We start from the raw sequence: 6,248 nt of genomic DNA on the forward strand, positions 1-6,248 counted from the left end.
TCACTGTATTACAAAGAATATTCCTAATTAAATAGGTCTTTTAAGCAAGAGAATGTGCTTTAAATTTTACTTGGAATATGTATATGATAAAATTCTCGAAGAGAAGAAGTAAGGAAAATCTTTTATAATATTGGGGTAGTACCACATCTCTATCAACCTAAGATAAATTTATATCCATAATTCACAGAAAACGTTATTCCTTCTAATCTAGCTTGTTTAGAAAGAATAACGTTTTTTTTTACTTGGGGGGTAATAAAATTTCTTAAGTTGATGGGTATGTATGGTGCCCCCCTCATGCCTCCTTACAGGGAAAATGATAAGGCATTTTTTATTTACCCAATTACCGAGCTCTCAAATGTTTTAAATAGTTACCTATCCCCTAATCACCGAGTATGTTTATTTCTCTAAATCACTGTCCATAATAATAAATAAAGACAAACCCTTTATCCTTAAGATACAAGCTCTTTCTCAAGAGTATCAAACTCGGTGATTAGGGTAGAGTGGTATACCACTCCCCCCTAACCACCGAGTAAAAGAAAATTCCCCATCTACATTTCGACCTAAATACCGATGTCATCAAAAATAAAAAACAGCCACCGATTTCGATAGCTGTTTTACAAAATTAAGCTGATTTGATTCTTCACATCACGTTTTGAAAAATCTGTTCGTAACTGTAGTGAAATATCATATTCATTACGCTTTTTATTTTCTTTAATAGATACAGATTGAATGAGAGGTAATAAAAATCGTCTTTTATCCATATCGCTTATTTCTTGAAGTTTCACATCGTCTTGAAATACTTCGTTCAAGGTATGTAACCATGTTTCTTTGCTTTTTTCAACTTTTTCTTTGAGAGTGATTTGCTGTTTAAAGTGGTTTATTTGTTGTACGATTCCATCTAGTTTTCGCTGTACATCCAAACGGTAAATCGCTAAAGACTTCAAAAAACGTTTATCATCGTTATTTTTCATACGTTGTTTAAGTTCTTCTGTAATATTGTGAAGTTTGATGGTGTAGCTTTCGAAAAGACGCTGATGCTTTTGAATATTGTTATTCAATTCTTGTATCTCATACTGAATTTTTTGTTCTATCGCATGATATACATTATGAAATCCGCTTATTTTCACATCAGTAAGTGTTTGATTCACTACTTTATCATGAAGGAGGTCTGCATCTATTCTTAATTTACAGTTGGGACAGGAATAAATTTTCCCTCCATACTGTTTATTTGTAGAACTTACTGTTTGTTGATTCTTTGTTTTCATTAATTCTTGGCACTTTTCACAAGAAAGCAACCCTTGTAGCAAAAAACTTGTTTTGTAATGTTTAGGAACCATGTTGCCATTACGTTTTTCTGAATAAATACGCCAACATGATTCCCATGTCGCTCGTGAAATGATTGGCTTCACATAGTGGTTTGGTGCTTCAATCCAAATATCCCTTGCATTTTGCTTTCCATCTGTTTGTCGGCGCCATGATAATAAACCACAATAAAAAGGATTAAGCACAATCACCTTTACATTCTCTTTCCCCCAATCTTTTCCGCGGCGGGAACCGTTAGGGAGTGTATTAGCAATATACTGAAACCCATGACCATTTACATATAAATTGAAGATTTCTTTTACATAGCACAGCTCTTCGGTGTGTTCAATAAATTGCCCACCATTCTTATCATATGTGTAACCAAATGGTGGTTTTCCACCAAGCCATTTTCCTTGTTTTGCTTTGTTTTCTAGTCCCGATCGTGTTCTTGCAATGATGGTGTCTACTTCATATTTAGTAAAACCATCCTCCATGAGTTGCACAATCAAATCATTATCAGTACTGTACACACTTTCAGTCGAACTAATAATAATCGGAATACCAAGTGTCTTCATGACAATACGAATAGTTTGATGTTCAAGAGGATCTCTGGCAAGACGATCACTTTTATAAACAATCACAAAATCAAATTCTTGTCGTTTCGCCGCTTCAAACATGTTTTCAAGTTCTTTTCTACTAGTGAGTTTATTTTTACGAGCTGAAACAGCCTTATCAAGAAAGGAATGAGTATGAATGCAATTATATTTACGAACTACTTCCATAACAGAATTTATTTGCATATCCATGTCCTGCTTATCAGTAGAATGCCGCCCGTAAAAAGCAGCTTTCATATTTGATTGTAATATATAAGAGAGCTTCATGATGTTAACACCTCTTGAGTACGTAAGAATGGGTGTTTAAAAACAATTTCGCATTCCTTCCCGTCAGTTTTGACTTGCTGTATTAAATCTCGAAAAAAGGAACCTAACTTTCGATTCTCCTTGATCTCGTCATAGGACAACGACATAGAGGATTGATAATTACTTACCTTTTCACGTAATTGCTTTACATCACTTAATTCCTGTATTACCTGTTCTTTTTGTTTTTTATATTTTGCCAGCTCATCATACAGCACCATAATTTCGATTTCTTTCTGTTCCTTATAAGGTGCATCAGTTTCGTGATACCACGTATCTACTTTTGTAATTAACTTTTCATTCATAAGCTGGATTTTTTCTTCAATGGTTTGTATTTTCTGTTTTACTTGCTTCTTAGCATTCTGTTCATATCGATTAAATAATTCCTGGAAATGAGAAGTGAGTAGGCTATGAAAATATTCTTTGCAGCGTTCAAAGACTAATGGTTCGATTGTACTCTTAAAAACGTAAACTGAAGAATGGTTTAAACATTTATATTTTAAATTTTCTTTTCTTCTAGCCTTTATTTTTTGTAATGATTCATTACATTTCGAACAAATTAGTAAGTCTTGCAATGGAAATAACACTTGTTCGAATACATAATCTTGATGAATCTTTTTGGGAGATAAAACGGTGACAATACTACATGCTTTTTCCCATGTATTCTTATCAATAATGGAAAGTCTTTCATATTTACTAGTAACATCTTCACCAAAAATATTCATAGTACGCAATCCAATATATGTCGGGTTTAATGCAATTTTTCTTATATCAGCCGAAGTCCAAGACTTACCGTTTTCCTTCAAGCCTAATACATTACAAAGTTCTTTCAAGGATTCATATTTTCCCGATACAAGTTCTTGATAAATCCTTTTAACAATTTGTACTTGTTCATCAACCAATTCAATTTCTTTCGTTTCTTTATTCCATTTAAAACCATACGGAAGACGTCCTGGGTTTTTACCACTTTGGAAATTTGACTTTAATGTTTGCTTTAAACGTTCAATAATTTGTTCGCCTTCACGTTGGGCCATACCCGCCATAATTAATTCAAGATATTCACCAATTGGTGTGTAGTACACTGGTGGCTCATTCGGTGCAGTTAAAATAACATTTATTTTCTTGTTTCTTAGTATTTGATAAATTTCATAATACTCCATCACATTTCGAGCTAGTCGATCTCGCTTAAATAAGAATAAGGTTCCGACATCGTTATTGTTGATATCTTGTAGTAATTTTTGTAGGGCTGGACGCTTTTTTAAACTGACTTTTCGGGCTGATACCGCTTCATCGATATATTCTTCATCGATAATCAATGCCATATCAATGGAGCAAGTGAGAACTGAATTTTGTTGCATCCCGATTGAGTTTTCCTGAGAATCAATTGAACTTCTATAATATGCAACGGTCTTCAATTCAGGACCTCCTCTCATGATGTTCTATTTACACTGTATGTATCAAAAATAGCGGCTAGTCCTTATTAATTGCTTTAACTAATTCTTTTTCAACAATCTTGATATACGCTTCAAACCATTTTTGAGCTGATTCTGGATCATGAACATAACTTACTGATGTAATTGTAATTTTCTTTTGCCTATTCATTTTATGTATTCCTTTCAATAAATCCGTGGAGGTTATTCTTATGATAAATGAAATTGGTAAACACATTCGTACACTACGTACTCAAAAAGGCATTGGACTAAACACCTTTGCAAAACAGCTTGGTGTATCACCAGCTTATTTAAGTAATCTTGAGACAGGAAAAACAGATACCATTCAACTTTCACTACTACAAAAACTGCAAGATGAACTTCACCTCATTACAATAGATAACTTTTCCTTAATACAAGATGAAACAAAATATAGAATTGCTCGGGCAAGCACTCTCTTACATAGCTTGATGCAACAGAATGAAGCATTTGGATACTACTTATTAGAAACCTTAGAAAAAGGTATTTATCTATCTCAGGTATCACCTACCTCCGATAACAATGATCAGGATTATTATTTACAAAACTAAAAAGACTATTCACAATAAAAAACAATTATTTATGTTAGTGAATAATTTAATCAAAAAAAGAAGAGCATACCTCTTAAAGAAAGAGGATGCTCTTTTTATTTTTCGTCTTCCTGACAACTCACTGCCGCTTCAACTATAGACCTTAAAATTGGATTTTTCTTTTCCCACTCTTGTTGGAACCATTCTTTTTGTTCTTCTTTTTCCATTGATGCAAGTGGTGAATGGATAATGACTTTTGTATTACCAAATTGGAATTCTTTCATCATATCCCCCCTTGCATTATATGTATGCAAGACAGGAAAAAAGACGAACTATCATTTTCATAGGACAAGCTAGCCATACATATTTATAACAATAATAATAGACAAGCTGGTAGGTGAAACTAATGTACCGTCCACAAGAACTTGATGTATTCATCTATTTACGTAAAAGTCGAAAAGATCTTGAAGAAGAAAAAAAGGCGATGGAACACGGACAACATTATGATACACTTGAACGTCATCGTACTCAGTTATTAGAACTCGCTCACAAAGAGCATCATAATATTATTGATATTTTTGAAGAAGTTGTTTCTGGTGAATATATATCTGAAAGACCTATGATGCAAAAACTTCTTCGCGAAGTAGAATCAGGCATCGCTAATGCTGTGTTAGTAATGGATTTAGACCGTCTTGGTCGTGGGGATATGGTAGATCAGGGAACGATTTATCGTGTGTTTCGCTATTCAGAGACATTCATTATTACTCCAACAGAAATTATTGATCCCAATGATGAAAATCAAGAGTTGACCTTTAGTATAAAATCTTTAATTGCCCGAGAAGAATTAAAAACAATTGTTAAACGTATGCAGCGTGGTAGAAGGGTTTCTGCAAAAGAAGGAAAATCTATCTCTCGCGTGCCAGCTTTTGGATACTTACGAGATAATAATTTAAAACTTTATCCTGATTCTGAAAAGAGTTGGGTGATACCAAAAATTTTTGAATTAATGGCGAATGGAATGGGAAGACAGGCAATTGCCCAAGAATTAGATAGGTTGGGTATTTCTCCTCCTGAAGGTGAATATTGGAATCCTTCAACTATCTCCTCCATTATAAAAAACGAAGTATATCTTGGTCACATTATTTGGGGGAAAATACGTTATACCAAACAAAATGGGAAGTACATTCGTAAAAAAGTACCGAAGGAAAGATGGCAACGACACGATCATGCTCATACTCCACTTGTATCAGAAGAGTTATTTCAAAAAGCCAATATGGCTCATAGCAAACGTTGGAGACCTCCAACAATCAAAACAAAAAAACTTTCCAATCCATTGGCAGGAATCTTGTTATGCGAATTATGTGGTCATTCCATGCTTTATCAGCCACGAAAAGATCGCCCTAACCCCCAAGTTCGCTGTGTACAACCGTCTTGTAAAGGAATTCAAAAAGGAGCTTCCTTAGCACTTGTTGAACAGCGTATACTTGACGGATTAAAACAAATTATTGAAAGCTTTGAGATACAAGAGAACATGGTACAAAAAAAGAAAACAACGAATAACATTAATATGCAAAAAAAAGCTTTAGAAAAGAAAGAACATCAAATTAATGATTTGCAAAAACAAAAAAATACCCTCCATGATTTGTTAGAGAAAGGTGTATACGATATTGAAACTTTTTTAGAACGACAGAAATCCATTGTAATACGTTTAAAAACTATACAAGAAGAAATTAAGCACCTTGAGCACGAAATTAAGCATGTATTAGAAAAAGAAAAACATATACATGAGTTTGTTCCCAAAATTAAAAATGTATTAGAAGCATACTATGCGACCGAAGATATAGAAAAGAAAAATCGCCTACTTAAGTCAGCGCTTGAAAAGGTCACATATTTAAGAAAAAAAAGGTGGCAAAGAAAAGATGAATTTGTCGTGGAATTACATACTAAAATATAAGCATAAAACTCAGCTCTATATAACAGCATCCACTAAAAATACCCATTAATGAAGAAAGAAGATACCTACTACGTAC

General features: G+C 33.6%; 6 protein-coding genes. 2 read left to right on the forward strand and 4 right to left on the reverse strand.

The features are described 5' to 3' along the window. Window positions 1-614: 614 nt before the first annotated feature. From AB3X48_RS16160 to AB3X48_RS16170, 3 genes are read right to left on the reverse strand one after another with little or no spacing between them, the layout of a single operon-like run. Entirely contained in the window at window positions 615-2,183 is a 1,569-nt protein-coding gene (locus AB3X48_RS16160) for a recombinase family protein (protein ID WP_105589973.1), read from the reverse strand. Then, window positions 2,180-3,634: a recombinase family protein gene (locus AB3X48_RS16165; RefSeq protein ID WP_367959734.1), complete on the reverse strand. Its 1,455-nt coding sequence runs from the start codon at window positions 3,632-3,634 to the stop codon at window positions 2,180-2,182. Before AB3X48_RS16165 ends, AB3X48_RS16160 begins: the two co-directional genes overlap by 4 nt. A gap of 55 nt (window positions 3,635-3,689) precedes the next feature. Then, entirely contained in the window at window positions 3,690-3,821 is a 132-nt protein-coding gene (locus tag AB3X48_RS16170; RefSeq protein WP_003195041.1) for a hypothetical protein, read from the reverse strand. 40 nt (window positions 3,822-3,861) lie between these two features. Here AB3X48_RS16170 and AB3X48_RS16175 point away from each other — a divergent pair, with 40 nt between their 5' ends. Next, window positions 3,862-4,239, forward strand: a complete 378-nt coding sequence (locus tag AB3X48_RS16175) for a helix-turn-helix domain-containing protein (protein WP_087963135.1) — start codon at window positions 3,862-3,864, stop codon at window positions 4,237-4,239. A gap of 95 nt (window positions 4,240-4,334) precedes the next feature. Here the strand turns inward: AB3X48_RS16175 and AB3X48_RS16180 are convergent, their stop codons facing one another. Further along, a complete protein-coding gene (locus AB3X48_RS16180; protein WP_166504398.1) occupies window positions 4,335-4,502 on the reverse strand; it encodes a hypothetical protein in 168 nt (55 codons plus the stop codon). Between the two features lie 122 nt (window positions 4,503-4,624). Between AB3X48_RS16180 and AB3X48_RS16185 the strand changes: the two genes are divergently transcribed. After that, window positions 4,625-6,172, forward strand: a complete 1,548-nt coding sequence (locus AB3X48_RS16185; RefSeq protein WP_087963134.1) for a recombinase family protein — start codon at window positions 4,625-4,627, stop codon at window positions 6,170-6,172. Window positions 6,173-6,248 lie beyond the last annotated feature (76 nt).

It is taken from the genome of Bacillus sp. S4 (assembly GCF_040838205.1).
Taxonomy (GTDB): Bacteria; Bacillota; Bacilli; order Bacillales; family Bacillaceae_G; genus Bacillus_A; species Bacillus_A cereus_U.

Bases quoted from the DNA above. Each gene is read 5' to 3' on its own strand.
- AB3X48_RS16160 (WP_105589973.1), bottom strand. From the start codon at position 2,183: ATGAAGCTCTCTTATATATTACAATCAAATATGAAAGCTGCTTTTTAC.
- AB3X48_RS16170 (WP_003195041.1), bottom strand. From the start codon at position 3,821: ATGAATAGGCAAAAGAAAATTACAATTACATCAGTAAGTTATGTTCAT.
- AB3X48_RS16175 (WP_087963135.1), top strand. From the start codon at position 3,862: ATGATAAATGAAATTGGTAAACACATTCGTACACTACGTACTCAAAAA.
- AB3X48_RS16180 (WP_166504398.1), bottom strand. From the start codon at position 4,502: ATGAAAGAATTCCAATTTGGTAATACAAAAGTCATTATCCATTCACCA.
- AB3X48_RS16185 (WP_087963134.1), top strand. From the start codon at position 4,625: ATGTACCGTCCACAAGAACTTGATGTATTCATCTATTTACGTAAAAGT.